This window comes from Sphingomonas sp. CD22, from assembly GCF_034556155.1.
Lineage (GTDB): Bacteria > Pseudomonadota > Alphaproteobacteria > Sphingomonadales > Sphingomonadaceae > Sphingomonas.
The window spans coordinates 223,292-250,188 of record NZ_JAYDYX010000002.1 but is presented as its reverse complement, the minus strand read 5'-3'; the positions used below and the strand labels follow the sequence as shown (position 1 = coordinate 250,188).

Sequence of the window (26,897 nt, the reverse complement as noted above, 5' to 3'; positions counted from 1 at the left end):
CGGGTTTACACCCGCTCCACTGCATTCACCGCATCCGCCGCGCGCAGCGCCGCGATCAACCGCATCAATTGGTGGATGTCGTGGACCTCGACGTCGATGACGTTGGTGTGGAACATCGAATCGCGCGTATCGAGGCGCAGCGCAATGATGTTGGCGCGATGCGCGCCGATGATCGTCGAGACGATGCCGAGCGCGCCGGGTTCGTTCTTCACCTGCACCGCGATCCGCGCCACCGCACCGTCGCTCTTGTCGCCCCAGTCGACGTCGACCCAGTCGGTCTCGTCGGTGCCGCGTTCGGCGAGTTCGGCGAGCACCTGGCAGTCGATCGCATGCACCTCGATCCCCGCATCGGGGCGGCGCAGCCCGACGATCCGGTCGCCCGGTACCGGATGACAGCATTCGGCGAGGTCGAAGGCGACGCCGGGGGTAAGCCCCTTGATCGATATGGCAGTCGATTGCGGCGCGAGCAGCCCGACGTCGGCGCCGCCCGAGCCCGGCATCAGCGCCTCCATCACCGCATGGTCGGAGATCGTCCGCCGCGCGATCGCCGCCATCAGCGCCGCCTCGTCGCCGAGCTTGAGCCGCGACAGCGCATGGTCGAGCGCGTCAGCCCCCAATTGTGCCGGCACGCGGCGCACGATGTCCTCGTACAGCTTGCGGCCCAGCGCGATCTGCTCGTCGCGCTCGCGGTTGCGCAGATGGCGGCGGATGCCGGCCAATGCCTTGCCGGTGATCGCAAAGTTGAGCCAGCCGGGCTGCGGCACCTGCCCCTTAGAGCGCAGCACCTGCACCTGGTCGCCATTCTCGATCACCGTCGACAGTGGCACGACACGGCCGTTGATCTTGGCGCCAACCGCCTGGTCGCCGAGGTCGGTATGCACCGCATAAGCGAAATCGATCGGCGTCGCGCCTTTGGGCAATTGGATCAGCTCGCCCTTCGGCGTGAAGGCGAAGATGCGATCCTGATACATCGCCATGCGGGTGTGCTCGAGCAGCTCTTCCGGGCTGCCGGCGGTCTCGAGGATTTCGACGAGGTCGGCGATCCAGCTGTGCTGGCTGTCGGCGCGGACCTTCTTTTCCTTATACGCCCAATGCGCGGCGAGGCCGAATTCGGCCTCGGCATGCATGTCGGCCGTGCGGATCTGGATTTCGATGCGCGCATTGTCGGCGTGGATCACGCTGGTGTGCAGCGAGCGATAGCCGTTGCGTTTGGGCGTCGAGATATAATCCTTGAACCGCCCCGGCACCATCGGCCAGCGGCGATGGATGATGCCGAGCGTGCGGTAGCAATCCTCGACCGTCGGCACGATCGCGCGGAACGCCATCACGTCCGAAAGCTGCTCGAAGCTGATGTGGCGCTCGCTCATCTTGCGCCAGATCGAATAGGGATGCTTCTCGCGGCCCGTCACCTCGGCCTCGACCCCGGCGCGGCCCAACAGCAGCTTGAGGCCGGAGGCGATCTTGGCGATCCGGTCGCCGCCGCCGGTCTTGAGCTGATCGAGCCGCTTGCTGATCGATTCATACGCTTCGGGCTCGAGCTGTTCGAAGGCGAGCGTCTGCATCTCCTTCATGAACTCGTACATGCCGATCCGCTCGGCGAGCGGCGCGTAGATGTCCATCGTCTCCTTCGCGATCCGCCGCCGCTTCTCGGGCTTGGCGATGTGATGGAGCGTGCGCATGTTGTGCAGCCGGTCGGCGAGCTTGACCAGCAGCACGCGGATATCGTCCGACATGGCGAGCAGGAACTTGCGCAAATTCTCGGCGGCGCGCTCGTTCTCGGTCTGCGCCTCGATCTTGCTCAATTTGGTGACGCCGTCGACCAGCCGCGCGACGTTGCCGCCGAACAGCCGGGTGATCTCCTCCGGCGTCGCGACCGTATCCTCGATCGTGTCGTGGAGGATCGCGGTGGCGATCGTCTCGTCGTCGAGCCGCAGGTCGGTGAGGATGCCCGCCACCTCGATCGGATGGCTGAAATAGGGGTCGCCGCTCGCGCGTTTCTGCGAACCGTGCGCCTGCATCGAAAAGACGTAGGCGCGATTGAGCAGCGCCTCGTCCGCATCCGGGTCGTAGTCGAGCACGCGGTCGACCAGTTCATATTGCCGTAGCACGCTGGACACATGGGGTAGGGTCGTACCGCTTTGCAACATATTGTTACGACTCGCCGATCGATTTCGACAGAAGGCAGCGAGACCGCCGGGAGTGGCACGTCGGCGTCGCGATCCGCGGCGATGTCCGCTACACACGGCGTCTTGGAGAGGATCATCATGGCGACACCGGCCCAGCCGCCCAAATTGCGCGAGACGCTGCGCGGATGCAGCCTGCCCGCCGCGCTGGAGGCGATGGGGGAACGCTGGTCGTTCCTGATCCTGCGCGCGGCGTTCAACGGGCTGCATCATTTCGAGGCGTTCCAGGCGGAGCTCGGCATCGCCCGCAACATCCTCGCCAACCGGCTGGCGCGGCTGGTCGATCACGGCATCCTCCAGCGCGAACCGCTGCCCAAGGACCGCCGCAAGATCCGTTATACGCTGACCGAGAAGGGGCATGCGCTGCTGCCGACGATGGTCGCGCTGCGGCAATGGGGCGAGCGCTGGGAGCTCGGCGAGCCCGCCTTTCCGGTGCTCGTCGACACCCGCGACCGGCGGCCGATCGCGCCGGTGGCGGTCCATGCTCATGACGGTCGCAAGCTCGGCCAGGGCGATCTGATCTGGGCGCTGCCCGAAGAGGTGCGCGCGGCGGCGGCGGAATGACGACGGCTTGTTCCCGCGCGCGCGCTGGCGTAGCGGCAGGCGTATGAAACGCCTCGCTATCTATTGCGGCTCGGCCACGCCGTCCGACCCCGTCTACATCGAGTCCGCGCGCGCGATCGGGCGGACGCTCGCCGAGCGCGGCATCGGCATCGTCTATGGCGGCGGCCGGCTCGGCCTGATGGGCGCGGTCGCCGACGGCGCGCTGGCGGCGGGCGGCGAGGTGATCGGCGTGATCCCGCAGGCGCTGGTCGATGCCGAGGTCGCGCATCGCGGCCTCACCGAGCTGCACGTCGTCGCCGGCATGCATGCGCGCAAGGCGGCGTTCACCGACCTCGCCGACGGCTTCGTGACCATCCCCGGCGGCACCGGCACGATGGACGAATTGTGGGAGGCGCTGAGCTGGGCGCAGCTCGGCTATCACGCCGATCCCGTCGGGCTGCTCAACGTCGCGGGCTATTACGATCATCTCATCGCCTTCTGGGAGAAGTCGGCGGAGGTCGGTTTCCTGCGACCGCAGCATCGCGACCTGCTGATCGTCGACGACACGCTCGACGGCCTGCTGACCAAGATGGCCGCGCACGTGCCGACGCAGCCGATCGTGCGGATGAAGACGTCTGACCTCTAGCCCCGGCCCGACGCGCGACGCGATCGTCGCCACCGCGCACGAATCGATCGCGCGCGGTTCGAAGAGCTTCGCCGCGGCGAGCCTGTTGTTCGACCGCGCGACGCGCGAGCGCGCGTGGCTGCTCTACGCCTGGTGCCGCGCCTGCGACGATATCGCCGACGGCCAGGATCACGGCCACACCATGTCGGTGGTCGAAAATGCGCCCGAGCGGATCGCGGCGATGGCGGTGCTGACCGATGCGGCGCTCGCCGGGCGGGTGATCGGCGTGCCGGCGTTCGACGCGCTGCGCATCGTCGCCGCCGAGACGCGGCTGCCGGCGCGGTTCGCGCACGATCTGATCGAGGGGTTCCGGCTCGACGGGCAGGGCTGGCGACCGCGGACCGAGAACGATCTGCTGACCTATTGCTATCATGTCGCCGGGGTGGTCGGCTGCATGATGGCGGTGATCATGGGGGTGTCGCCCGACGACGACGCGGTGCTCGACCGCGCGTGCGACCTCGGCCTCGCCTTCCAGCTCGCCAATATCGCGCGGGATATCGACGAGGATGCGCAGGCGGGGCGGTGCTATCTGCCGACCGACTGGCTCGATGAAATGGGGATCGCGCCGGAGGCGGTGATGGCGGCGCAGCATCGGCCGGCGCTGGCGATACTCGCGCGGCGGCTGACGACGCGCGCCGCGCAGTTCGAGGCGAGCGCGCGTATGGGGACGCGGGCGCTGTCGTTCCGTTCGGCCTGGGCAGTGCTGGCGGCGGCGCAAATCTACGGCGCGATCGGGCGCAAGGTCGCGGGGCGTGGCGAGCGCGCGTGGGATGGGCGAGTGACGACGTCGAAGGGGGAGAAGCTGGGCTTCATCGCGCGGGCGGCGGTGGAGGCGCGGGGACGGATGAGGTTGGTCGAGGTGCCGCGGGATGTGGGATTGTGGCGGCGGCCACGACCCTAACTCCTCCCCCGCCATGGGGAGGTGGCGCCGCGAAGCGGTGACGGAGGGGGAGGATGCGGCGAACTCCGCGTATGCGGAGACGCCCCCTCCACCACCCGGCTACGCCGGGCGGTCCCCCTCCCCCGCTTCGCGAGGGAGGAATTGGTTACGATCGCTTCGTCTTGCTTTCGGCCTTTGCCACCTGCGCGCCCGATGTCCGGCAGGCCGCACCGATCATCGGATACGGCACATCGGTATTCTGCGCGAGCTGGTCGGGCAACGCCGCGCGGCATTGCGCCATCGAGGTATAATGCGTCGGCACGATCCGCGCCTCGGTGCACTGGACGTTGCCGTCCGCGCAGCCCATGATCGCCATGACGTAGAACAACGGTTCCATGATCGCCTCGCTTCCGTGGGGTAAAATCCGTGGCGGCCGCATTATGTTCCGCCGCGTCGCTTTCGCGCGCGGCTGCCAGCGCTTACATGAGGCGTAATGCCTCCCGTCGATCCGACCAGTCACACCCGCGCCGACCAGCCCCTGTTGCCGACGCTGCGCCGCTTCCTGCCCTATCTCTGGCCCGCGGGTCAGACGGGGCTGAAGGTGCGGATCGTCGGCGCGATGACGCTCGTCGTGATGAGCAAGATCGTCCAGGTATTCGGCGCCGCCTATACGCTGAAATATGCCGTCGACCGGATGGCGGTCGGCGACCGCGGCGTCGCGACGATCGTGATCCTGCTGGTCGTCGGCTATGCCGCCTCGCGCTTCGCGACGACGCTGTTCGACAATCTGCGCAATGCGGTGTTCGAGCGTGTCGGGCAGGATGCGACACGGCGGCTGGCGGCGAACGTCTTCCGCCATCTCCACGGCCTGTCGCTGCGCTTCCACCTCGAACGGCGCACCGGCGCGGTCACCAAGGTGGTCGAACGCGGCACCAAGAGCATCGATACGATGCTGTATTTCCTGCTGTTCAACATCGCGCCGACCGTGCTGGAACTGGCGATGGTGCTCGGCATCTTCTGGCACAGCTTCGGCTGGCCGATGGTCGCGGCGACGGTGGTCATGGTCGCGATCTATATCCTGTTCACGCAGCGCGTGACCGACTGGCGCAACGCCCTGCGCGCGCAGATGAACGACCTCGACACCGGCGCGGTCGCGCATGCGGTGGATTCGCTGCTCAATTTCGAGACGGTCAAGTATTTCGGCGCCGAGGAGCGCGAGGCGCGGCGCTACGATTCGGCGATCTCCGCTTATGCCGCGGCGGCGACCAAGTCGGAGAACAGCCTCGCCTGGCTCAACGTCGGGCAGGCGCTGATCACCAATCTGATGCTCGGCGCGGGCATGGCCTATATCGCCTGGGGTTGGAGCCGGGGCAGTTTCTCGGCGGGCGACGTCGTGTTCGTCTCGACCCTGCTGTCGCAGCTGTTCCGACCGCTCGATCTGCTCGGCATGGTCTATCGCACCATCCGCCAGGGGGTGATCGACATGGCGAGCATGTTCGCGCTGATCGACACGCCGGCCGAGGTGGTCGACGCGCCCGGCGCCGCGCCGTTGAGGATCGCCAAGGGCCATGTCCGCTTCGAAGGCGTGCGCTTCGGTTACGACCCGGGTCGCGAGATCCTGAAGGGCCTCGACCTCGACGTGCCGGCGGGTAGCACGCTGGCGGTGGTCGGGCCGTCGGGCGCAGGCAAGTCGACGCTCGCGCGGCTGATGTACCGTTTCTACGACGTCGCCGAGGGACGGATCACGATCGACGGCCAGGACATCCGCGACGTCCAGCAGGCGAGCCTGCGCGCCGCGATCGGCATCGTGCCGCAGGACACGGTGCTGTTCAACGACACGATCGGCTACAATATCGCCTACGGCCGCGAGGGGGCGGGCCGCGCCGAGGTCGAGGCGGCGGCGGCGGGCGCGGCGATCGCCGGCTTCATCGAGCGCCAGCCCGAAGGCTATGACGCGCGCGTCGGCGAGCGCGGGCTCAAATTGTCGGGCGGCGAGAAGCAGCGCGTCGCGATCGCGCGGACGTTGCTCAAGAACCCGCCAATCCTGATCCTCGACGAGGCGACGAGCGCGCTCGACAGCCGCACCGAGGCGGAGATCCTCGACACGCTGGAGGCGATCGAGCGCGGCCGCACGACGATCGTCATCGCGCACCGCCTGTCGACGGTGATCCACGCCGACCAGATCGTCGTGCTCGACGGCGGCCATGTCGCCGAGCGCGGGACGCATGCCGAACTGCTGCGGCTGGGCGGCGTCTATGCCGAAATGTGGGCGCGCCAGGCGCAGGAGCAGGACGAGGACGTGCCGGGCGCCAGCGAGGGCGCGCTCGCGGCGGAATGAGGCGGGCGCGGGTCGACGCTGGCGGCCCCCGCCCCTACATGGCGCGGTGATGATCCCCGATCCCCTGCCCACATTGTCGCGCGTCTTCGGCTTTCCTGCGTTCCGCGGGGTGCAGGAGGACGTCGTGAGCCGCGTGCTGGCGGGGCAGCGGACGCTCGGCGTGATGCCGACCGGTGCGGGCAAGTCGCTCTGCTATCAATTGCCGTCGGTGATGATGGAGGGGACGTGCGTCGTCGTCTCGCCGCTGATCGCGCTGATGCACGACCAGCTGCGCGCCGCCGAGGCGGTCGGGATCCGCGCCGCGACGCTGACCAGCGCCGACCAGAATCGCGCCGAGTCGATCGCGCGCTTCCGCGCCGGCGAGCTCGACCTCCTCTATATCGCACCCGAGCGCGCCTCGACCGGCCATTTTCGCGAATTGCTGGCGAGCGCGAAGCTCAGCCTGTTCGCGATCGACGAGGCGCATTGCGTCAGCGAATGGGGCCACGATTTCCGCCCCGATTACCGGCTGCTCGCGCCGCTGATGGACGCCTTTCCGGACGTGCCGCGGCTGGCGCTGACCGCGACCGCCGACGCGCACACCCGCAGCGACATCCTGCAGCAGCTCGGCATTCCCGCGGACGGGCTGATCGTCTCGGGCTTCGACCGGCCCAATATCCGCTATGCGATCACCCCCAAGGCGAACACCACCAAGCAGATCGCCGACGTCATCGCCGCCACCCCCGGCCCCGGCATCGTCTATGCGCAAACCCGCGCCGCGACCGAGAAGCTCGCCGAGGCCTTGGGTCGCACCGGGCGGCCGACGCGCGCCTATCATGCCGGGCTCGACGCGCACATCCGCCAGAAGAACCAGGCGGATTTCGTCGCGTCGGAAGACATGGTGATCTGCGCGACGGTGGCGTTCGGGATGGGGATCGACAAGCCCGACGTCCGCTTCGTCGCGCATGCCGGCCTGCCCAAGTCGATCGAGGCTTATTATCAGGAGACCGGCCGCGCCGGCCGCGACGGCGATCCGGCGGTGGCGCATCTGTTCTGGGGCGCGGAGGATTTCGCCCGCGCCCGCCAGCGGATCGGCGAGGTCGAGCCCGAGCGGCAGGCGGGCGAGCGCACCCGGCTGGCGGCGCTCGGCGCGCTCGTCGAGACCGCGGGGTGCCGCCGCCGCATCCTGCTCAAGCATTTCGGCGAGGACCGGCAGGAGGATTGCGGCAATTGCGACAATTGCCTCGGGTCGCCCGATGCGGTCGACGCGACGCAGACCGCGATGAAGTTCCTCTCCGCGGTGTTCCGCACCGGACAGATGTTCGGCGTCGGCTATGTCGAGCAGGTGCTGCTCGGGCAATCGACCGAGCGCAGTGTCGATCGCGGGCATGAATCCCTGTCGGTCTGGGGGATCGTCGAGGGCGAGGAAGCGGCGCTGATCAAGCCGGTGGCGCGCGCACTCCTGCTGCGCGACGCGCTGCGCACCAATGCGCATGGCGGGCTGGAATTCGGTCCCGGCGCGCGGCCGATCCTCAAGGAGGGGCAGCAGGTGATGCTGGTCGTGCCGCCCAAGCGCGCGCGCGGCGGGCGCAAGCGCGATGCCGGCGTCGCGACCAATCCGGCGGACAATCCGCTGTTCGAGGCACTGCGCTCGTGCCGCCGCGATCTCGCCAAGGAGGCGGGCGTGCCGCCCTATGTGATCTTCCACGATTCGGTGCTGCGCGAGATGGCGGCGCAGCGGCCGGCGGGCCGCGCCGAGCTGATGCACCTGTCGGGCATCGGCGCGCGCAAGCTGGAGGCCTATGGCGATGCCTTTCTCGACGTGATTCGATCGCACGGCTGACTGCCGCGGGGTTAAAAAACACCCCACAAAACCGTCGGAATCGCGACCAAAATAGCTGACGTATCTCGACCGATCGCGTAATGGGACCGGATGGCCGACATTCGCAGCATCAACGACCGGATCAGCGTCGCCCCGCAGATCGCTCCCGAGGATATGGCGGCGATCAAGGCGGCAGGCTTCGTCGCGATCGTCAACAACCGTCCCGACGACGAGGAAGGCGGGCAGCCCAGCGGCGACGCGATCCGCGCCGCAGCGGAGGCGGCAGGCCTTGCCTATAGCGCGATTCCCGTGACGCATGCCGGTTTCTCGCACCCGCAGATCGACGCGATGGCGGCGGCGCTGACCGCCGCGGACGGGCCGGTGCTCGCTTATTGCCGGTCGGGAACGCGCAGCTGCAACCTGTGGGCGCTCGCCGCGGCCAAGGCGGGGCGCGATCCCGAACTGCTCGTCGCGCAGGCGCGCGGGGCCGGCTACGACCTTGCCGGCATGAAGCCGACGCTGGACGCGCTCGCCGGCGGAGCGTGACGGACGTGACCGATCGGGAGATGTGGATCGCGGTCGGCGCGGCTTTGGTCGCGATACTGGTGACGCTCGGCGTCGTGCTGATGATGCGCGGGCGCCGCAAGCCGCGGATCGCCAGCCCCGAGGAAGCGGCGGAGGCGGCGGAGCGCGCGCTTTCCGGCTTCGACACGCAGGGCGCGGTGGTCGGCGCCGACGGCGGCGGGGCGCTCGCGGTCGATCGCGGCGGCCGCGTCGCGGTGATGACGCGCGACGGTGCAGGGATTGCGGTGCGCGAGGTACCGTGGGGGGCATTGCGCTCGACTGCGGAGGGCATCCTGATCGATACCGGCGAGCGGCGGCTCGGCGCGGTGCTGGTCGCCGGGGTGGATGCGCTCGACGTGCGCCGGCTCGCACCGGCGGATCTCAAGCGGCTCGTGCCGCATCTCGGGCGGTAGCGCTATATTCCTCCCCCTTGCGGGGGAGGAACCGGGTTACGCCGCTTCGGTTTCGAGTGCCGGATAGTCGATATAACCCTCCGGACCCTTCGAATACCAGGTCGCCTGATCGTCGTCGGCGAGCGGTGCGCCCTGGCGTAGACGATCGACCAGATCGGGGTTGGCGATGAACTTGCGACCGAAGGCGATGCCGTCCGCCAGACCCGAATCGAGGTCGGCCTGCGCCTGCGCCGGGGTGTAATCCTGGTTGAGGATCAGCGGCCGCTTGAACACCTCGCGGATCTGCGGGCTGAGCTTGGGCACGTCGGTGCTGCCGAAGGTGCCGTCGGGCGCCTGTTCGCGCAGCTCGAGGAAGCCGATGCCGAGCGCGTCGAGCGCCGCCGCGGCGGGAACGAAGACGCTGGCGGGATCGCTGTCGTCGGCGCCCTGCGTCTCGCCGTTGGGCGACAGGCGGATCGAGGTGCGGCCGGCGCCGATCGCGTCGATCACCCGCTCGACCACTTCGCGCATGAAGCGGATGCGGTTCTGCGGGCTGCCGCCATAATCGTCGTCGCGCAAATTGGTGTTGTCGCGCAGGAACTGGTCGATCAGATAGCCATTGGCGCCGTGGATCTGCACGCCGTCGAAACCGGCGCGCAGCGCGTTGGTCGCGGCATCGGCATATTCGTCCTGCGCGCGGCGGATGTCGTCGAGCGTCGCCGCCTGTGCCTCGGCATAGGGATTTTCGGGCTTGTGATAAGGCGCGCGCGTCGCCGAGGACGACAGCGGCGTCATGCCGATCACGTCCGGGCGGGCGAGCCGGCCCATGTGCCAGATCTGCGCGACGATCTTGCCGCCGGCCTCGTGCACCGCGGCGGTCACCGGCTTCCATGCCTCGACCTGCGCGTCGGTCCACAGGCCCGGCGCGTTCGGCCAGCCCAGACCCTGACGGCTGACGCCGGTGCCTTCGGTGATGATGAGGCCGGCGCCGGCGCGCTGGCGATAATAATCGACCATGATGTCGGTCGGCACATGATCGTCGGTGGCGCGGCCGCGGGTGAGCGGCGCCATGAGCACGCGGTTGGCGGCGTGGATATCGCCCAGTTGAATGGAGTCGAAAAGGCTCGGCATAGAAGCTCCCAAATGGCCTGACGGGCGGGAGATAGGGCGCTACAGGGCGGCATGCATCAGGCGGGGCCCAGAAGAAAAACTGTCGCGGCGGCAAATTGGCAGACGCCGGGCGCCGCTTTCGCCGCGCTGGTGGTTGCCAATGTCGCGCTCGCGTTCGGGCCGTGGTTCGTCAGGCTTGCCGATGTCGGGCCGGTCGCCGCCGGGTTCTGGCGGATCGCGCTCGCCATCCCCTTCCTCGCCGGGCTCGCGCTGGCGAGCGGCGGCCGGCCGGCACGGCTGACCGCCGGCCTGTGGATCATGCTCGCGATCGGCGGCGTCGCCTTCGCCGCCGACCTCGCCAGCTGGCATCTCGGCATCGTCAGGACGACGATGGCCAATGCGACGCTGTTCGGCAATTCGGCGATCCTGATCTATCCGCTCTACGGCTTCCTGGTCGCCAGGGCGTGGCCGACGCGGATGCAGGGGATCGCGCTGCTGCTCGCCGCGATCGGCGCGGGGCTGTTGATGGGGCGCTCGTATCAGCTCGATTCGCGCAACCTTGCCGGCGACCTGCTCTGCATCCTCGCCGGCATCCTCTACACGCTCTACATCGTGCTGATGGCGCGCGTCCGGCTGGCGATGCGGCCGCTGCCGGCGCTGGCGCTGGCGAGCGCGGCGACCGCGCTACCGATGCTCGCCTTCGCGCTGCTGCTGCGCGAACAGGTGATGCCGCAGCATTGGTCGCCGCTCGTCGGCCTCGCCTTGGTCAGCCAGGTAATCGGCCAGGGCTGTATGATCTTCGCGATCGGCCGCCTGTCGCCGCTGGTGATCGGCATCGGACTGCTGATCCAGCCGGTGGTGGCGGGCGCGATCGGCTGGGTCGAATATGGCGAGCGATTGCAGGGACCGGATTGGGTCGGCGTCGCGTTGGTCGCGCTGGCATTGGTGCTGGTGCGCCGCGCCGAGGTTGCACCGTCGCGCCGGCGGGCGCAGGAGGCAGCCGTGCAGGAGATGGAAGCATGACGCAGGACCTGACGCTCGACGAGATCCGCGCGGCACTCGCCGAAGGGATCGCCGCCAACGCCGCCTTCGACGGCTGGGGCGACGCCGCGCGCGACCTGGCGGCGGACGGTGCCGGCATCGACCGCGATGTCGCGCGGCTCGCCTTTTCCGGCGGCGCAATCGAAATGATCGACGCCTGGTTCGCGGCGATCGACCGGCGGATGGCGGCCGCGCTGCCGCCCGAGACGCTGGCGGCGATGAAGATCCGCGCGCGGATCACCGCCTTGGTCGAGACGCGGCTGGAACTCGTCGCGCCGGATCGCGAATCGCTGCGCCGCGCGCGCGCGATCCTCGCGCTGCCGCAGAACGTATCGCGCGCCGCGCGGCTCGGCTGGCGCAGCGTCGATCTGATGTGGCGGATGGCGGGCGATACCGCGACCGACTACAATCATTATACCAAGCGCACGATCCTGCTCGGCGTCTATACCGCGACGATGACCGTCTTCCTCGACGACGACAGCGAGGGTCATGCCGACACGCGCGCCTTCCTCGCGCGCCGGATCGACGGGATCATGCGCTTCGAGAAGACCAAGGCGGCGTTCACCAAACGCTACGAGCACCGGCCGAGCCTGTCGCGCTTCATCGGACGGCTGCGCTACCCGGCGGTGTGATTCGGTGATCTTAAATTCCTCCCCCGCCAAGGGGAGGTGGCAATGCGAAGCACTGACGAAGGGGGAGGATACGGTCAGCTCGGCGCTTGCGGAAACGCCCCCTCCACCACCGGCTTGCGGCCGGCGGTCCCCAGTGCAAGGTCGATCATGCCGCCGGCATGTCTTGCACTCCCGCTAAAGCGAGGGAGGAATTTGAGGTCCACATCCCCCGACATTTCGCCTCGCCGCCGCTTTACTCCCCCGTGGGTAAATGATAATCAGTCGCATCATGGATATGTCGCGTACCGTCGTTCCTGCCCTCGACCTCGTGTCGCTGCCGCGCCGCCAACCGGCGACGGTCGCGGCGATCGACTGGACGCGCCTCGCGGCGCCCGAGGCGCGGCGATTGCGCGAGCTCGGCTTCGACGAGGGCGTCGCGGTCGAAGTGCTGCACCGCGCGTCGCTGGGCAGCGGCCCGATCGCCTGCCGCATCGGCCGGATGACCGTCGCGTTGCGCCGCGCCGTCGCCGGTGCGGTGCATGTGGCTCCCGCCGCCGCCGCCGAATAAACGTGCATGCAGCCCCGCTGGTCGCGCTGGTCGGCAATCCCAATGCCGGCAAAAGCGCGCTGTTCAACGCGCTGACCGGCGCGCGGCAGAAGGTCGGCAATTATCCGGGCGTCACCGTCGAACGCCATTCCGGCCGGCTGGTGCTCGACGACGGCCGCCCGGTCGAGCTGATCGACCTGCCCGGTGCCTATAGCCTCGAACCGTCCAGTCCCGACGAGCGCGTCACCCGCGACGTCGTCACCGGCGCCAGCAGCCTCGAACGGTTGCCCGACGCGATGATCGTCGTGGTCGATGCCGCCAATCTCGACAACCATCTGCGCTTCACGCTGCAGCTGATCGCGCTCGGCCTGCCGGTGGTGGTGGCGCTCAACATGGTCGATCTCGCCGAGCGCGACGGGCTGACGCTCGATGCGGCGGTGCTCGAGCGCGAACTCGGCGTGCCGGTGATCCCGACCGTCGCGGTGCGCAAGCGCGGGCTCGATGCGTTGCGCGCCGCGGTCGCCGATGCGGTCGGCGGCGGCGGCAAGGCGCGGCCGCGCGACGCGGCGGCGGGCACGCAGGACGATATCGTCAAGCTGCAACGCCGCGCCCGCCAGATCGCCGGTGCGGCGACCGTGTCGGAAACCGCCGGCCGGCGCTGGGCGCATATGCTCGACAGCGTCGCGCTGCATCCAGTCGCCGGGCCGGTGCTGCTGGTCACCATCCTGTTCGTGATGTTTCAGGCGGTGTTCACCTGGGCGGCGGTGCCCGCCGACGCGATCGATGCCGGCTTCGCCGCGTTGCAGGACGCGATCAAGACCGCGCTGCCCGACGGTTTCTTCCGCTCGCTGCTCACCGACGGGCTGATCGCCGGCGTCGGCGCGGTGATCGTCTTCCTGCCGCAGATCCTGATCCTGTTCCTCTTCATCCTGATCCTCGAATCGTCGGGCTATATGGTGCGCGCGGCGTTCCTGATGGACCGGTTGATGGCCACCGTCGGCCTGTCCGGCCGCGCCTTCATCCCGCTGCTGTCGAGCTTCGCCTGTGCCGTCCCCGGCATCATGGCGACGCGGGTGATCGAGGACGAGAAGGACCGGTTGACCACCATCCTGATCGCGCCGCTGATGACGTGCAGCGCGCGCTGGCCGGTCTATACGCTGATCATCGGTGCGATGATCCCGAATACGCAGATCCTGCCGTTCGTGCGGTTGCAGGGCGTCGTGATGTTCGGCCTGCTCGTGATCGGCATCGCCGGCGCCTATGGCGCGGCGCTGGTGCTGCGCCGGACGGTGACCAAGGGCGCGTCGTCGGGGTTCATGATGGAGATGCCGAAATACCAGGTGCCGCTGCTGCGCGACGTGCTGCTCGGCCTGTGGCAGCGCGCGGTGATCTTCCTCAAGCGCGCCGGCACGATCATCGCCGCGACCACCGTTGTGCTGTGGCTGCTGCTCAGCTTTCCCAAGCCACCCGAAGGCAGCGGGATCAGTCCGGTCGATTATTCGGTCGGCGGCCGGATCGGCCATGGCATCGAATATGTCGTCAAGCCGATCGGCTTCAATCGCGACATCGCGCTGGCGCTGCTGCCGGCGATGGCGGCACGCGAGGTCGCGGTGTCGGCGATCGGCACCGTCTATGCGATCGACGACAAGGAGGGCAGCGGCACCGACCGCATCACCGACCAGATCCGCGGCCGCTGGACGCTGCCGACCGCGCTCGCCTTCTTGATGTGGTTCGTCTTCGCGCCGCAGTGCATTTCGACGATCGCGGTGACCCGCCGCGAGACGAACGGGTGGAAGTGGCCGCTGTTCATGGTTGGCTATTTGTTCGCCGCCGCCTACATCATGGCCGGAATCACATACTGGCTGGCGGTGTTCGCCGGCCTCTAGGCATTTTCGGGGCATTTCATGGCGGGTAGCGTCAACAAGGTCATTCTCGTCGGCAACCTGGGGCGCGACCCCGAAAGCCGCAGCTTCCAGAACGGCGGCAAGGTGGTCAACCTGCGCATCGCCACGTCAGAATCCTGGAAGGACAAGAACAGCGGCGAGCGCAAGGAAAAGACCGAATGGCATTCGGTCGCGATCTTCAACGAGGGCCTCGCCAATGTTGCCGAGCGCTTCCTGCGCAAGGGCTCGAAAGTCTATATCGAGGGCGCGCTGCAGACCCGCAAATGGCAGGACCAGCAGGGCAACGACAAATATTCGACCGAGATCGTGCTGCAGGGCTTCAACAGCGTGCTGACGATGCTCGACGGTCCGGGCGGCGGCCAGGGCGGCGGCGGCGGTGGTCGCGGCGGCGCGAGCGGCGGTGACGATTGGGCCGGCGGCGATGATTTCGGTGGCGGCGCCCCGTCGGGCGGCGGCGGCTATGGCGGCGGTGGCGGCAATCGCGGCGGCAGTGCGCCGGCGGGCGGCGGCAATCGCGGTGGCGGCAGCTTCGGCCAGGGTGGGGGCTTCGCCGACGATCTCGACGACGACGTGCCGTTCTGAACGATCCCACCGCACCCACTAACCTGACGTTGCATTGCGGCGTGCCGCCGGTCGAACCGGCGCGCGCGCCCGTCGCCCCCGGCTGGCACGTCGACGAGGCGACGCGCACCGCCGCGATGCAGGCCTATGATCTCGAATCGCTGCGCGACAGCGCGTCGCTGAAGAAGATCACCGATTTCGCCGCCGCCTTGTGCGGCACGCCGATCGCTCTGGTCAGCCTGGTCGAGGAAACGCAGCAGACCTTCCTGTCGCGCACCGGGCTCGAGATTTCGGAGACGCCGCGCGAAATGTCGTTCTGCCAGCATGCGATGCTGGAGGACCGGATCATGGTGATCCCCGACGCGACGCAGGACCCGCGCTTCATCGACAATGCGCTGGTCACCGGCGACCTGCATCTGCGTTTCTACGCCGGTGCGCCGCTGATCTCCGACGACGGTATCGCGTTGGGATCGCTCTGCGTCATCGACACCATTCCCCGCAAGGGGCTGACCAAGCTGCAGATACAGGGTCTGACGACGCTCGCCGACAACGTCATGGCACGGTTGCGCGACAGCCGCGACGCGGCGGCGTGGCGCGCGACCGACCAGGCGACCCGCCGCCAGTTGACCGACAGCGAGGACCGGTTCCGCACGCTCGCCGACACGATGCCGCAGATGGTGTGGTCGACGCTACCCGACGGCTATCACGATTATTACAACGCGCGCTGGTACGAATTCACCGGTACGCCGCCCGGATCGACCGACGGCGAGGGCTGGAACGACGTGTTCCACCCCGAGGATCAGGCACGCGCCTGGGAAGTCTGGGGTCATTCGCTGGCGTCCGGCGAGCCCTATCAAATCGAATATCGCCTGCGTCACTTCGACGGCACCTATCGCTGGGTGCTCGGCCGTGCGCTGCCGATCCGCGATGCCGGCGGTCGGATCACGCGCTGGTTCGGCACCTGTACCGACATCCACGAACAAAAACTGGCGCTGCACGAGCGCGAGGTGATCAGCCAGGAATTGTCCCACCGGATCAAGAACATCTTCTCGGTGATCTCGGGGCTGATCTCGTTCGCGGCGCGCAGCCATCCGGGCTTCGCACCGATCGCCGCCGACTTGCGCCAGCGGATCACCGCGCTCGGCCGCGCGCATGATTTCGTCCGGCCCCATAGCCCGCAGTCGCGCCCCGCGGTGCAGCAGGACAGCCTGCACGGCCTGCTCGGCGAATTGTTCGAACCCTATCGGCGCGGCGATCATCCGCCGATCGCGGTGACCGGCGACGAGATCGCGATCGACGACCGGTCGGCGACGCCGCTCGCGCTGCTGTTTCACGAGCTCGCCACCAACGCGACCAAATATGGCGCGCTGTCGACCGAAGGCGGCACGATCACGGTCGCCGTCGAACGCGGCGAGGATCATGCGACGCTGTATTGGACCGAATGCGGCGGGCCGCCGGTGATCGCGCCCGACGGGCCGCAGGGATTCGGCAGCCAGCTGATTGAATTGTCGGCGGTGCGTCAGCTCGGCGGCACGGTGACGCGCGACTGGCGTCCTGAGGGACTGGTGATGACGATCACCGTACCACTGGCCGCCTTTCGGCGTGGCTGATCAGGCGATATTGGAGCCGAGCATGACGATATCGTCGTTGGCCGGCCGCTCGCCATCGGTGGCGAACGCAGCGGCGGCGAGGATCGCCGCTTCGCTGAACGGCTTGCGGATATAGCCGAGCGCACATTCCATGCCGCGATCGATCTGCGCGGGATTGGCGGTGACGAACACGACCTTGACGCCGTAATCGCGCGCCATCCGCTCGGCGACGCCGGGGCCGGTCGGTCCGTCGCGCAGATTGACGTCGACGAAGGCGAAGCCGCAACCGGGAGCCGCCTGGATCGCGCTGTCGCTGTCCGCCGCGATCGCCGCGACCGTGTAACCGGCATCGAGCAGGATCCGCTCGAGGTCCAACGCCACGAAAATCTCGTCTTCGACAATGAGAGCGGTCTTGGTCATCATGCGTCCCGGCTTGGGTGCTCCAAACCTTTGTTGATCCGGATAGTTCCGCTTTTTACCATATCAAAGTCAAAAACAGACATATCGTCGTTAACGCCGCAACAGGAATATCGCATGTTGGGCGAGCAGATTGGCGGCGGCCGAGCTGCGCTGCTTGTCGCCCGACAGGAACCAGGCGCCCTCCACCACGACCTGGCGCTGCTTCAGGAAGGCGCGGAAATCGTCGATCGTGACATGGTGGATGTTGGGCGTGTCGTACCATTGTTCGGGCAATTGCCGCGTCACCGGCATTCGCCCGCCCCACAACAGCGACACGCGCACCCGCCATTGCGCAAAATTGGGGAAACTGACGAACGCGCGCCGGCCGATGCGCAGCAGATGGTCGAGCACCAAATCGGGCGCGCGCGCGGTCTGCAACGTCTGGCTGAGGATCGCATAATCGAAGCTCTGGTCGGGATAGCCGGCCAGATCGACGTCGGCATCGCCCTGGATCACCGACAACCCCCGCGCCACCGCAGCGGCGACGTTGCCCGAATCGATCTCCAGCCCGCGCGCGTCGCAGCCGCGCGTATCCCGCAGCGCCGCCATCAGCGCGCCGTCGCCGCAGCCGATGTCGAGCACCCGGCTGCCCGGTGCGACATGATCGGCGATCACCGACAGATCGGGACGCAGCGTCATCGCCCGCCCCGCAGGAAACCGTCGACCACGCGGTTCATCTCGGGCGCGTCGAGCAGGAAGGCGTCGTGGCCGTAGGGCGACGACAGTTCGACGAAGCTGACCGGCGCGCCGGCGGCGTTGAGCGCCTGCACGATGCTGCGCGATTCGCTGGTCGGATACAGCCAGTCGGTGTCGAAGCTGACGAGGCAGAAGCGCGCGCGGCTGGCGCGGAAGGCGTTGGCGAGCAGCCCGCCATGTTCCTCGGCGAGGTCGAAATAGTCCATCGCGCGGGTGATGTAGAGATAGCTGTTGGCGTCAAACCGGTCGACGAAGCTCAGGCCCTGATGGCGCAGATAGCTTTCCACCTGGAAATCGGCGTCGAAGCCGAAGCTCTTCGCCTCCCGCGCCTGCAAGCGGCGGCCGAACTTCTCGGTCAGCCCCGCCTCGGACAGATAGGTGATGTGCGCCGCCATCCGCGCCACCGCGAGGCCCGCCGCGGGCGGTTCGCCACCATAATAGTCGCCGCCTTGCCAATTGGGATCGGCCATGATCGCCTGTCGCCCGACCTCGTGGAAGGCGATGTTCTGCGCGGTGTGCCGCGCGGTCGAGGCGATGATCACCGCCGCGTCGATGCGGTCGGGGAAGGTCGCGGTCCAGCTCAGCGCCTGCATGCCGCCCATCGAGCCGCCGACGATCGCCTTCAGTCGGCCGACACCGAGATGGTCGAGCAGCATCGCCTGCGCGCGGACCATGTCGCGGATCGTGATGACGGGGAAGGCCATGGCCCATGGCCGCCCCGTCGCCGGATTGACGCTCGCCGGGCCGGACGAGCCCATGCAGCTGCCCAGCACGTTGGCGCAGATGACGAAGTCGCGCGCCGGGTCGATCGGCTTGCCCGGCCCGATCATCCGCGTCCACCAGCCCGGCTTGCCGGTGCGCGGATGCGCCGAGGCGACGTGCTGGTCGCCGGTCAGCGCGTGGCAGACGAGGATCGCATTGCCGCCATCGGGCGTGAGGCTGCCATAGGTCTCATAGGCGATCTCGACCGGCGACAGCAGCACGCCGCCGTCGAGGCGCAGCGGCCCCGGCAGCGTCACATGGCGGTTGCATCCGAAACGGTCGTCCCCGGTCATTACCGGCTCGCTACGGCGCTCTTCTTGTCAACGCAAGCACGCGCCCGCTAAGGCCGTGGCATGACCGCACCCGCCCCCAAATCCTGGATCCTGGGCATCGCGCCCTATGTCCCCGGCCGCGCCACCAGCGAGGACGGCCGCAAGGTCGTCAAGCTCTCGTCGAACGAAAATCCGTTCGGCACGCCCGCGCCGGCGCGCGCCGCCTATCGCGCCGCCGCCGATCATCTGGAACGCTATCCCGATGCTGCCGCGATCGACCTGCGCGCCGCGCTCGCCGCGCATTACGGGGTCGAGGCGGAACGGCTGATCTACGGCACCGGCTCGGACGAGGTGCTCCACCTCGCCGCGGGCACCTTCGCCGGCGTGGGCGACGAGATCATCCACGTCCGTTACGGGTTTGCGGTGTACGAGATCGCGACGCGCCGGGTCGGCGCGACCCCGGTGGTGGTGGCGGATCGCGATTATGCGACCGACGTCGACGCGATCCTCGCCGCGGTGACCGAGCGGACCAAGGTCGTCTTCGTCGCCAACCCGAACAATCCGACCGGCACCTATTCGAGCGCCGCGGAGATCGCGCGGCTGCACGCCGGCCTGCCCGATTCGGTGCTGCTGGTGCTCGATCAGGCGTATACCGAGTATCTCGAGCCGGAGGACGACGACGGTGCGCTCGACCTCGCACGTAGCGCGTCCAACGTGCTGGTGACGCGCACCTTCTCGAAGATCTTCGGCCTCGCCTCCGAGCGGGTCGGCTGGGGCTATGCGTCACCCGAGATCATCAACGCGATGCACCGTATCCGCGCGCCGTTCGCGTTCAGCATCGGCGCGCAGGCCGCGGCGATCGCGGCGCTGGGCGATGCCGGCTTCGTCGAGCGCAGCCGCAGCCACAATCGCGAATGGCGCGGCTGGTTCAGCGAACAGGTCGATGCGTTGCCCGGCCTGCGCGCGGTGCCGAGCAAGGCCAATTTCGTGCTGGTCCTGTTCGAGGGGCTGCTGACCGCGGAGGATGCGTACAAGGCGCTGATGGCGGCGGGTTATGCGACGCGCTGGCTGCCCGGCCAGGGCCTGCCGCAGGCGTTGCGCATCACGATCGGCACCGTGGCGGAGATGCGCGACGTCGTCGCGGTGCTGCGCGCCGAGACGGAGCGTACCGCCTGATGCTGCCGTTCGCGCGGGTGACGGTGATCGGGCTCGGGCTGATCGGCTCGTCGGTCACGCGCGCGGTGCGGCAGGCGATGCCGACGGTGCGGATCACCGGCTATGACGCCGATCCGGAGGTGCGCGCGATCGCTGAGCGGATCGACCTCGCCGACGATATCGCCGACAGCGCCGGCGACGCGGTGATCGACGCCGATCTGGTCATGCTCTGCGTGCCGGTCGGCGCGATGGGGGCGGTGGCGGCGGAGTTCGCCGACGATCTGCCCGCCGAGGCGATCGTCAGCGACGTCGGCGGCTCGAAGGCCAGCGTGCTCGCGGCGCTGCGCGCGGTGCTGCCGGACGCGACGATCGTCCCCGGCCACCCGGTGGCGGGCACCGAGCATAGCGGGCCGGAGGCGGGCTTCGCGACGCTGTTCCGCGGCCGCTGGTGCATCCTGACCCCCGAAGAGGGCACGGCCGAGGCGCCGGTCGCCCGGGTGCGCGCCTTTTGGGAGGCGCTCGGCGCGCAGGTCGAGATCATGACGCCGCGCCACCACGACCTCGTGCTCGCGGTGACCAGCCACGTGCCGCACCTCATCGCTTATTCGATCGTCGGCACCGCCAGCGACCTCGAAGAGGTGACGCAGAGCGAGGTGATCAAATTCTCGGCGGGCGGCTTCCGCGACTTCACCCGCATCGCCGCCTCCGACCCGGTGATGTGGCGCGACGTCTTCCTCAACAACCGCGAGGCGGTGCTGGAGATCCTTCAGCGGCTGACCGAGGACGTGACGATGCTGCAACGCGCGATCCGTTGGGGCGACGGCGACCAGCTCTTCGACCTGTTCACGCGCACCCGCGCGATCCGCCGCTCGATCATCGAACAGGGGCAGGACGACGCCAAACCAGACTTCGGGCGCAGCCATTAGCATCGCCCCTCATTCCCCCCGACCGTGCTCCGCCCCCCCTCAATGGAAATCGCGTGACGGCGGCATGATGCGCACGTCGCGCGGATGCTGGCCGCGGGGGTCGCGGCTCGCGATCGGCTTGGGGCGGATCACTTCGTCGACCGGCAGCAGCGGCGTCTCGGCATTGTAGTCCGACGACAGCCGCCGCAGCTCCACGCTGCGATCATAGGCCTTGACCGTCATCAAATGGATCACCCCTTCCTCGCTGCGCTGGATCACGCCTTCCAGCACCAGCAGCCGCGCCGCCATCACCGCGCGCCGGTTCGCCTCGAAATCGCGCGCCCACATCAAGGCGTTGGTGACGCCGGTTTCGTCCTCGATCGTCACGAAGATCGCATTGCCCTTGCCCGGCCGCTGGCGGACCAGCACGACGCCGGCGATCCGCGCGCGCCGCCCGTCCCTGAGCCGCCCCGCCTGCGCGCTTGAGACGATCCCCTCGGCGGCGAACAGCGGCCGCAGGAAGCGCATCGGATGATCCTTCAGCGACAGCCGCGTCGTCTGGTAATCCACCGCGACCTCCTCGCTGGCGGGCATCGCGGGGAGCTGCGCATCGACCTCGCGACCCAGTTCGGGCGCGTCGGCCGCGGCGAACAGCGCGAGCTGCTTGGGCGGGGTACGCCGCACCTCCCACAAGGCGTCGCGCCGGCCGAGCGCGATAGAACCGAAGGCATCGGCGTCGGCGAGCAGGTCGAGCCCGCGCTTGGGCAGTCCGGCGCGCGCCGCCACCGCCTCGACATCGGCGAACGCCCCCGCCGCGCGCGCCGCGACCAGCTCCGTCGCCCACGTCTCGCGAAACCCGTCGATCTGGCGGAAGCCGAGCCGGATCGCGAGCCCGCCATCGTCGAGCCGTTCGAGCGCATTGTCCCAGCCGCTGGCGTTGACGTCGATCGGCCGCACGACGACGTCATGCGCGCGCGCATCCTGCACCAGTTGCGCGGGCGCGTAGAACCCCATCGGTTGCGAATTGAGGATCGCGCAGCCGAACACCGCTGGGTGGAAGCATTTGATCCACGACGACACATAGACCAGCCGCGCGAACGACAGCGCATGGCTTTCGGGAAAGCCGTAGCTGCCGAACCCCTCGATCTGTTTGTAGCAGCGCATCGCGAAGTCGCGTTCATAGCCGCGGCGGACCATGCCCTCGACCAATTTGGCCTGGAAATCCTCCATGCCGCCGACGTTGCGGAACGTCGCCATCGCCCGCCGCAACTGGTTGGCCTCGCCCGGCGTGAATTCCGCCGCGACGATCGCGAGTTTCATCGCCTGTTCCTGGAACAGCGGCACGCCATAGGTTTCCCGCAACAGCGTGCGCAGTTCGTCGGGATCGTGCGGCGGATGCGGCGAGGGAAATTCCGGCTGCTCCTTGCCCGCCCGGCGCCGCAGATAGGGGTGGACCATGTCGCCCTCGATCGGCCCCGGCCGCACGATCGCCACCTGCACCACCAGATCGTACAGCTTGCGCGGGCGCAGGCGCGGCAGCATATTGATCTGTGCGCGGCTTTCGACCTGGAACACGCCGATGCTGTCGCCCTTGCACAGCATGTCGTAGACCGGCGGATCGTCGGGCGGGATGCTGTCGAGATCGTGGCTTTCCAGCCCGTTCTCCCGCATCAGGTCGAACGCCTTGCGGATGCAGGTCAGCATGCCCAGCGCGAGGATATCGACCTTCATGATCTTGAGTTCGTCGATATCGTCCTTGTCCCATTCGATGAAGGTGCGATCCGCCATCGCGGCGTGATGGATCGGCACCGTCTCGTCCAATCGCCCCTGCGTCAGCACGTAGCCGCCGACATGCTGCGACAGGTGGCGGGGGAATTTGATCAGCCGGTCGACCGTGTCGCGCAGCCGCGCGATCTCGGGATTGTCGACGGCAAATCCGGTCTCGCCGAGGTGTTTGGACTCGAAGCGATCGGCGAAGCTGCCCCAGACGGTGCTGGTCAGCCGCTGCGTCACGTCCTCGCTCAGCCCCAGCACCTTGCCCGCCTCGCGCACCGCGCTGCGCGGGCGGTAGTGGATGACGGTCGCCGCGATCGCCGCGCGATGCCGGCCATAGCGGCGGTAGATATATTGCATCACCTCCTCGCGCCGCTCGTGCTCGAAATCGATGTCGATATCGGGCGGCTCGTCGCGCTCCGCGGAGACGAAGCGCGAGAAGAGCAGGTCGTAGCGCATCGGATCGACCGAGGTGACGCCGAGCAGCCAGCAGACCGCCGAATTCGCCGCCGATCCGCGCCCCTGGCACAGGATCGGCGGATCGCATTCCTCGCGTGCGAAGCGGACGATGTCGTGCACCGTGAGGAAGTAGAAGGCATATTGGCGCTCGGCGATCAGCGGCAGTTCCTCGTCGAGCAGCTTTTGCAGACGCGCCGGTATGCCGTCGGGAAAGCGCTGGCGGGCCGCGGCATATGTGATGTGCTCCAGCCACGCTTGCGGCGCCCAGCCTGGCGGCACCGGCTCGTGCGGATATTCATACGCGAGATCGGTCAGCGTAAAGGCGATGCGGTCGAGGATGCGCCCGCTCTCCGCGACCGCCTGTGGCAGATCGGCGAACAGCCGCGCCATTTCGGCGCCCGTTTTCAGATGGCGCTCGCCATTGGTGGCGAGCCGGCGCCCGGCCGACCGGATCGTCGTGCCGAGCCGGATGCAGGTGAGCACGTCGTGCAGCGGCCGATCGGCCGGTTCGGCATAGAGCGCGTCGCCGGTGGCGAGCAACGGCACGCCGATCGCCTGCGCCAGCCGGGCATGGTGCAGCGACCGGCGACGGTCGCGCCCCGTGCGCGGCATCGTCACGCCGAGCCAGACGCGATCCGGCGCGGCGCTGGCGAGGCCTCGCACCGTCGCGTCGAGCCCCGCATCGGCCCGCGGCGGCGGCAGGATCGCCCCATCGCGTGCCTCGTGCGGACGCGCGCTCGATGCGGGAAGCACGATCACCAGCAGATCGTCGAGATGCCGCAGCAGGTCGCCGAAGCCGAGGATGCAATCCCCCTTCCGCGCCCGCAGATTGCCGGTGGTCAGCAGCCGCGTCAGTCGGCCCCAGCCGTGCCGCGTCGTCGGATAGGCGACGATGTCGGGCGTCCCGTCGGCGAATACCAGTCGCGCGCCGACCACCAGCTTGAAGTCGATATCGGCAAAGCCGCCCTCGATCGCGCGGGCGCGGATCAGCCGCAGCGCCTTGTGCGCCCGCACCACGCCGGCGACGGTGTTGCGGTCGGCGATGCCGATGCCGGCATGGCCCAGCGCCACCGCCTGCGCGATCATGTCCTCGCCGTGGCTTGCGCCTTCGAGGAACGAGAAATTGGTCGCCGCGACGAGTTCGGCGAACGCGGTCATGAGAGAGTGTTCCGCCCCGCCCGACGCCCGATCGCCCCGATCCTATCGACGGCCGGCTTGCCGTCACCCACAGCGGCCTCGACGGGCTCCGTCCGAACGGCAGGAGGCATGGCCCCAATAGTCACGCGAACAGGCCGTGCAGATACCAGCGCGGATGCGCCTGTTCGTCGTGCATCCCGTGGCGGAAGATCCAGAAGCGGCGGCCGCGGCGATCCTCGACGCGGTAATAATCGCGCGTCGGGATCGCGGTGTCGTGGCGACGCCACCATTCGCCGGCGATCCGCTCCGGTCCTTCCGAACGCGCCACCTCATGCACCCGCCGCCGCCAGCGAAAGCGGTGCGGCGGGCCGTCGGGCACCTCGGCCATGACGCTCTCGATCGGTTGCGGCGGGTCGAACAGATAGATCGGGCGCAGCGGCGGCTCGCCCGCCTCGGTGGCCGGCCAGGCACTCGCCGGTGCGTCGGCGGTGGCGGGCAGCATCAGTTCGGCCTGTTCGGGAATATGGCTGTCGCGCGATCCGAACCGCCGCACCCGGCCGCGACCGAGCCGGGTGGAGAGCTGATCGACCAGTTGCGCGACCTGCCCTTCCCCCGCGCCGGTCTCGCGCGCCGCCGCGCCGCCCTCCAGCCGCAATTGCGCCGCGTCGAGCCGCTCGGCGAGCGCGACGTCGAGGCGCACCAGATCGTAACCGAAACCCGGATCGAGCGGGTCGGCGAGACTGTCGATCCGCTCGGCGAACAGCCGCATCAGCAAGGGCACGTCGCGCGTCGGCTGCCCGGTTTCGACGCGCAGCGACTGGATATGGCCGTCGGCACGGAACAGCCGCGCCTCCCAACGCCGCCCGCCCTGATGCCGCTCCGCCAGCGTCCCGGCGGCATCCGCGGCGAGCTCTTCGAGCACCTCCAGCGCATAATCGGTGCGCGCGATCGGCTCGGCGAAGCGGCGTTCGACCGCGACCGGCGCGACGCGCACCCGCGGCTTGACCGGCGCCTTGTGATCGCCCGCCAGCCGCCGCACCGCGGTCGCCGCCTCCTCGCCGAAGCGCGCGGCGATCCCCGCGAGCGGCCGCGCCATGACGTCGCCGACCGTCTTCAGCCCCGCCCGCGTCAGCGCCACCGTCGCATCCGCGTCCAGCTCCAGCGCCGCCACCGGCAGCCGCTTGACCGCGCGCGTCTCGTCGGGCGCCGGCGCGCCGGCATAACGGGCGAGCGCCCGCGCGATCTCGGGCGTGTCGCCGAAGGCGTGGCGCGCGAGGATGCCGCGCCGCGCCATCCGCGCCTCGACATCCGCCGCCAGCGCGCGCTCGCCGTCGAAGGCATGTGCGCAACCCGCGATGTCGATCACCAAAGCATCGGGCGGCATCAGCGCCACCGTCGGGCTGTAGCGCGTACAGCCGTCCGCCAGCCGTTCGAGCCAGTCCATGTCGGCATGCGGATCGGCGGGGAACACCTCCAGCTCGGGCACCCGCGCGCGCGCATCGGCGAGGGTCAGCCCGGGCTCCAGCCCGGCGCGTGCCGCGGCGAGATCGGTCGCGGTCAGCCGCATGGCGTTGCCGACGGTCTCGACGAAGGCGACCGGCGTCTCACCCCGTCCGGCGAACAGGTGCGGCCGGGTGGCGCGCAGCCGCTCGACCGGGAGCCACGGAAAGACCAGCGCCAGATAGCGACGCTCCACGGAAACTCTTGGCATCGCGATCCCACTCCACGCGCCAGCGCTGCCCCGCGGGGCCGCCGCGCCGGCGCAGACATTCGATATCGAAGGCGGCGAAGCCCGGCGCACCCGCGCCCGCGCCCTGGTCAAGTGCGGTCGACGGCACCGCCGCCACGCCCCAGCGCGTCGCCGCCGCACTGGCGGTCGGTTCGGCGCCGACCCGCAGCGACAGCACGGTGACGCCCGACGATTCGGCGGCGAGCATCAGCCGCCGCGTCGCGGTGAGGTCGAACCCCGGCGCGCGGCCGACGCTCTCGACCAGCACCGTGCCCAGCCCCGGACAGCGCGCCGCATCCGCCGCGGCGCGCAGCAGCGCCGCCTCGTCCGCGACGATTCCCAGCACCAGCGAGTCGGCCGACAGGCCGAGTTCGATCAGTCCGCCGGCATGCAGCCGTCCCTGCGTCCGCTCGCACGCCTCGGTCCGCAGCCACAGCAGCGGCACGGCCCGTGCCGCCAGCGCGACGGCGATGCCAAAGCCCGCACCGCTCGGCCCGTCACCCTCCTCGACCGCATAGATTTCATGCAGTTGCGCGCGCGTCAGCCCCTGCGCCAGCCAGGCGTCGACGGGCGCGGCGACGGCTTGCGCAGCGCCGTCACCGGCGGCAAGGCGCCGCAGACGGGCGATCAGGGCGGACGAGTCGCTCATGCATGTTCTTGTAATGTTCTAATGACTGAGTCGCCAAGCCGAAATCGTGTTGCTGATTTTGTACGATTGCTGTTGCAGCCCCCGACAAGCGCTGCTAGTGGCGCGCCTCACCCAAACGGTGGCTCGCAGGAGCAACCGGAATACGGCGCCAG

Annotated in this window: 24 protein-coding genes; 15 read left to right on the top strand and 9 right to left on the bottom strand. The window is 68.9% G+C overall.

Going from position 1 to position 26,897, the window contains the following annotated elements:
* Positions 1–5: 5 nt before the first annotated feature.
* A complete protein-coding gene (locus SFC76_RS04530; protein WP_322848298.1) occupies positions 6–2,108 on the bottom strand; it encodes a bifunctional (p)ppGpp synthetase/guanosine-3',5'-bis(diphosphate) 3'-pyrophosphohydrolase in 2,103 nt (700 codons plus the stop codon).
* Between the two features lie 156 nt (positions 2,109–2,264).
* Here SFC76_RS04530 and SFC76_RS04525 point away from each other — a divergent pair, with 156 nt between their 5' ends.
* From SFC76_RS04525 to SFC76_RS04515, 3 genes are read left to right on the top strand one after another with little or no spacing between them, the layout of a single operon-like run.
* Positions 2,265–2,747, top strand: coding sequence for a helix-turn-helix domain-containing protein (locus tag SFC76_RS04525; protein WP_322848297.1), 483 nt, complete (start codon positions 2,265–2,267; stop codon positions 2,745–2,747).
* Between the two features lie 43 nt (positions 2,748–2,790).
* Positions 2,791–3,372 (top strand): TIGR00730 family Rossman fold protein, encoded by a 582-nt coding sequence (locus SFC76_RS04520; protein WP_322848296.1) that lies wholly within the window; start codon positions 2,791–2,793, stop codon positions 3,370–3,372.
* The gene (locus SFC76_RS04515; RefSeq protein ID WP_322848634.1) at positions 3,362–4,312 is read left to right on the top strand and encodes a phytoene/squalene synthase family protein; all 951 of its coding nucleotides are present in this window, start codon (positions 3,362–3,364) and stop codon (positions 4,310–4,312) included. The genes SFC76_RS04520 and SFC76_RS04515 overlap by 11 nt, the downstream gene beginning before the upstream one ends.
* Before the next feature lie 145 nt (positions 4,313–4,457).
* On the opposite strand, the gene SFC76_RS04510 is transcribed toward SFC76_RS04515, so the two are convergent.
* Positions 4,458–4,688, bottom strand: a complete 231-nt coding sequence (locus SFC76_RS04510; RefSeq protein WP_322848295.1) for a hypothetical protein — start codon at positions 4,686–4,688, stop codon at positions 4,458–4,460.
* Positions 4,689–4,784: 96 nt separating this feature from the next.
* Here SFC76_RS04510 and SFC76_RS04505 point away from each other — a divergent pair, with 96 nt between their 5' ends.
* The 4 genes from SFC76_RS04505 (at position 4,785) to SFC76_RS04490 (ending at position 9,407) form a co-directional block, all read left to right on the top strand.
* Complete coding sequence (locus SFC76_RS04505) at positions 4,785–6,629, top strand: ABC transporter ATP-binding protein/permease (protein WP_322848294.1); 1,845 nt, start codon at positions 4,785–4,787, stop codon at positions 6,627–6,629.
* Positions 6,630–6,678: 49 nt separating this feature from the next.
* Positions 6,679–8,451: a DNA helicase RecQ gene (recQ, locus tag SFC76_RS04500; RefSeq protein ID WP_322848293.1), complete on the top strand. Its 1,773-nt coding sequence runs from the start codon at positions 6,679–6,681 to the stop codon at positions 8,449–8,451.
* 90 nt (positions 8,452–8,541) lie between these two features.
* The gene (locus SFC76_RS04495) at positions 8,542–8,976 is read left to right on the top strand and encodes a TIGR01244 family sulfur transferase (protein ID WP_322848292.1); all 435 of its coding nucleotides are present in this window, start codon (positions 8,542–8,544) and stop codon (positions 8,974–8,976) included.
* Between the two features lie 5 nt (positions 8,977–8,981).
* Positions 8,982–9,407, top strand: coding sequence for a hypothetical protein (locus SFC76_RS04490; RefSeq protein ID WP_322848291.1), 426 nt, complete (start codon positions 8,982–8,984; stop codon positions 9,405–9,407).
* Positions 9,408–9,443: 36 nt separating this feature from the next.
* Here the strand turns inward: SFC76_RS04490 and SFC76_RS04485 are convergent, their stop codons facing one another.
* A complete protein-coding gene (locus tag SFC76_RS04485) occupies positions 9,444–10,517 on the bottom strand; it encodes an alkene reductase (RefSeq protein WP_322848290.1) in 1,074 nt (357 codons plus the stop codon).
* A 51-nt stretch (positions 10,518–10,568) separates the two neighbouring features.
* Here SFC76_RS04485 and SFC76_RS04480 point away from each other — a divergent pair, with 51 nt between their 5' ends.
* The 6 genes from SFC76_RS04480 (at position 10,569) to SFC76_RS04455 (ending at position 16,770) form a co-directional block, all read left to right on the top strand.
* Positions 10,569–11,519 carry a DMT family transporter gene (locus SFC76_RS04480; protein WP_322848289.1) on the top strand — a complete coding sequence of 317 codons (951 nt, stop codon included), beginning with the start codon at positions 10,569–10,571 and terminating at the stop codon, positions 11,517–11,519.
* Positions 11,516–12,169, top strand: coding sequence for a COQ9 family protein (locus SFC76_RS04475; RefSeq protein WP_322848288.1), 654 nt, complete (start codon positions 11,516–11,518; stop codon positions 12,167–12,169). The genes SFC76_RS04480 and SFC76_RS04475 overlap by 4 nt, the downstream gene beginning before the upstream one ends.
* Positions 12,170–12,437: 268 nt before the next feature.
* Positions 12,438–12,716 carry a FeoA family protein gene (locus tag SFC76_RS04470; protein WP_322848287.1) on the top strand — a complete coding sequence of 93 codons (279 nt, stop codon included), beginning with the start codon at positions 12,438–12,440 and terminating at the stop codon, positions 12,714–12,716.
* Positions 12,717–12,718: 2 nt separating this feature from the next.
* On the top strand, positions 12,719–14,581 hold the full coding sequence (gene feoB / locus SFC76_RS04465) for a ferrous iron transporter B (protein ID WP_322848286.1): 1,863 nt from the start codon (positions 12,719–12,721) through the stop codon (positions 14,579–14,581).
* Between the two features lie 18 nt (positions 14,582–14,599).
* A complete protein-coding gene (gene ssb / locus SFC76_RS04460; protein WP_322848285.1) occupies positions 14,600–15,181 on the top strand; it encodes a single-stranded DNA-binding protein in 582 nt (193 codons plus the stop codon).
* Between the two features lie 116 nt (positions 15,182–15,297).
* The gene (locus SFC76_RS04455) at positions 15,298–16,770 is read left to right on the top strand and encodes a sensor histidine kinase (protein WP_322848633.1); all 1,473 of its coding nucleotides are present in this window, start codon (positions 15,298–15,300) and stop codon (positions 16,768–16,770) included.
* On the opposite strand, the gene SFC76_RS04450 is transcribed toward SFC76_RS04455, so the two are convergent.
* The 3 genes from SFC76_RS04450 to metX all read right to left on the bottom strand — a co-directional run bounded on the left by SFC76_RS04450 (position 16,771) and on the right by metX (position 18,959).
* Positions 16,771–17,172, bottom strand: coding sequence for a response regulator (locus SFC76_RS04450; RefSeq protein WP_416222381.1), 402 nt, complete (start codon positions 17,170–17,172; stop codon positions 16,771–16,773).
* Positions 17,173–17,259: 87 nt separating this feature from the next.
* A complete protein-coding gene (gene metW, locus SFC76_RS04445) occupies positions 17,260–17,847 on the bottom strand; it encodes a methionine biosynthesis protein MetW (protein ID WP_322848283.1) in 588 nt (195 codons plus the stop codon).
* Positions 17,844–18,959, bottom strand: coding sequence for a homoserine O-acetyltransferase MetX (metX, locus tag SFC76_RS04440; RefSeq protein WP_322848282.1), 1,116 nt, complete (start codon positions 18,957–18,959; stop codon positions 17,844–17,846). Before metX ends, metW begins: the two co-directional genes overlap by 4 nt.
* 60 nt (positions 18,960–19,019) lie before the next feature.
* Here metX and hisC point away from each other — a divergent pair, with 60 nt between their 5' ends.
* Both hisC and SFC76_RS04430 read left to right on the top strand, forming a co-directional pair.
* Positions 19,020–20,114 carry a histidinol-phosphate transaminase gene (gene hisC, locus SFC76_RS04435; RefSeq protein ID WP_322848281.1) on the top strand — a complete coding sequence of 365 codons (1,095 nt, stop codon included), beginning with the start codon at positions 19,020–19,022 and terminating at the stop codon, positions 20,112–20,114.
* Positions 20,114–21,019: a prephenate/arogenate dehydrogenase family protein gene (locus tag SFC76_RS04430; protein WP_322848280.1), complete on the top strand. Its 906-nt coding sequence runs from the start codon at positions 20,114–20,116 to the stop codon at positions 21,017–21,019. The genes hisC and SFC76_RS04430 overlap by 1 nt, the downstream gene beginning before the upstream one ends.
* A 39-nt stretch (positions 21,020–21,058) precedes the next feature.
* Here SFC76_RS04430 and SFC76_RS04425 read toward each other — a convergent pair whose 3' ends face one another.
* The 3 genes from SFC76_RS04425 to SFC76_RS04415 all read right to left on the bottom strand — a co-directional run bounded on the left by SFC76_RS04425 (position 21,059) and on the right by SFC76_RS04415 (position 26,745).
* Positions 21,059–24,388, bottom strand: a complete 3,330-nt coding sequence (locus SFC76_RS04425; protein WP_322848279.1) for an error-prone DNA polymerase — start codon at positions 24,386–24,388, stop codon at positions 21,059–21,061.
* A gap of 121 nt (positions 24,389–24,509) precedes the next feature.
* A complete protein-coding gene (locus SFC76_RS04420; RefSeq protein ID WP_322848278.1) occupies positions 24,510–26,063 on the bottom strand; it encodes a DNA polymerase Y family protein in 1,554 nt (517 codons plus the stop codon).
* Positions 25,972–26,745, bottom strand: coding sequence for a hypothetical protein (locus SFC76_RS04415; RefSeq protein ID WP_322848277.1), 774 nt, complete (start codon positions 26,743–26,745; stop codon positions 25,972–25,974). The genes SFC76_RS04420 and SFC76_RS04415 overlap by 92 nt, the downstream gene beginning before the upstream one ends.
* Positions 26,746–26,897 lie beyond the last annotated feature (152 nt).